The organism is Streptococcus sp. DD10, assembly GCF_001578805.1.
GTDB lineage: Bacteria > Bacillota > Bacilli > Lactobacillales > Streptococcaceae > Streptococcus.
The window spans coordinates 1-1,266 of the sequence record NZ_KQ969174.1; the positions used below are offsets into that span (position 1 = coordinate 1).

The 1,266-nt window shown below is 36.2% G+C and carries 1 protein-coding gene; it reads left to right on the forward strand.

All coding sequences use genetic code 11. The features are described from left to right. Positions 1 to 46 precede the first annotated feature (46 nt). Positions 47 to 1,266, forward strand: a protein-coding gene (locus tag STRDD10_RS10650) for an IS3 family transposase (protein ID WP_156468656.1) whose coding sequence is annotated in 2 segments (ribosomal slippage) — positions 47 to 488 and positions 488 to 1,266 — 1,221 coding nt annotated over the 2 segments. Because the reading frame shifts where the segments join, the coding sequence is not laid out codon by codon here. This gene is flagged as partial in the annotation.

The window sequence follows — 1,266 nt, forward strand, 5'->3', positions numbered from 1 at the left end:
CCCCAAAAGTTAGACAGAAAAATCTAACTTTTGGGGTGTTTTTATTATGAAATTAACATATGAGGATAAGGTTCAGATCTATGAACTTAGAAAGCAAGGTCAAAGCTTCAACCAACTTTCAAATCAATTTGGGATAAAGATTTCTAATCTTCAGTACATGATTAAATTGATTGAACGCTATGGAATAGAGGTCGTTAGAAAAAGGAAGAATCAGTATTACTCTCCCAAACTAAAACAAGAGATTATTGATAAAGTCTTAATTGAAGGTCGTTCACAAAGAAGTGTAAGCCTTGATTATGCGCTCCCAACCCAAGGAATGCTTCCAAATTGGCTGGCACAATACAAGAAAAATGGGTATACTATTGTTGAGAAAACAAGAGGAAGGATACCTAAAATGGGACGCAAACCAAAGAAGAAACCTGAAGAAATGACAGAGTTAGAGCGTCTTCAAGCAGAAAATGAATATCTGAGAGCGGAGAATGCTATTCTAAAAAAGTTGAGAGAACTCCGATTGAAGGAGGAAAAAGAGAAAGAAGAAAGACAGAAATTGTTCAAGAATTAATCACTGAGTTTTCGTTAGATATTCTTCTAAAAACCATTAAACTCGCTCGTTCGACCTACTATTATCACTTGAAACAGCTAGACAAACCAGATAAGAATAAAGGGCTTAAAGCTGAAATCCAATCTATTTTTACCGAACACAAGGGAAATTATGGTTATCGTCGGATACATTTAGAATTAAGAAATCGTGGCTTTTTGGTCAATCATAAGAGGGTTCAGCGGTTGATGAATGTACTCAATTTACAAGCTAGAATCCGGCAGAAACGCAAGTATTCTTCTCACAAAGGAGATATTGGTAAGAAAGCCGACAACCTTATTCAACGCCAGTTTGAAGCTTCAAAACCAATGGAAAAGTGCTACACAGATGTGACAGAATTTGCCATTCCAGCAAGCAGCCAAAAACTCTATTTATCACCAGTTTTAGATGGTTTTAACAGTGAAATTATCGCCTATAATCTTTCTACTTCGCCCAACTTAGCACAAGTAAAAATGATGTTGGAACAAGCCTTTACAGAGAAGTACTATGAGAAAACTATTCTACACAGTGATCAGGGATGGCAATATCAACATGATTTCTATCATCATTTTTTAGAGGAGAAAGGAATCCAACCCTCTATGTCACGTAAAGGCAATAGTCCAGACAACGGTATGATGGAATCCTTCTTTGGAATTCTTAAGTCTGAGATGTTTTATGGTTATGAGAAG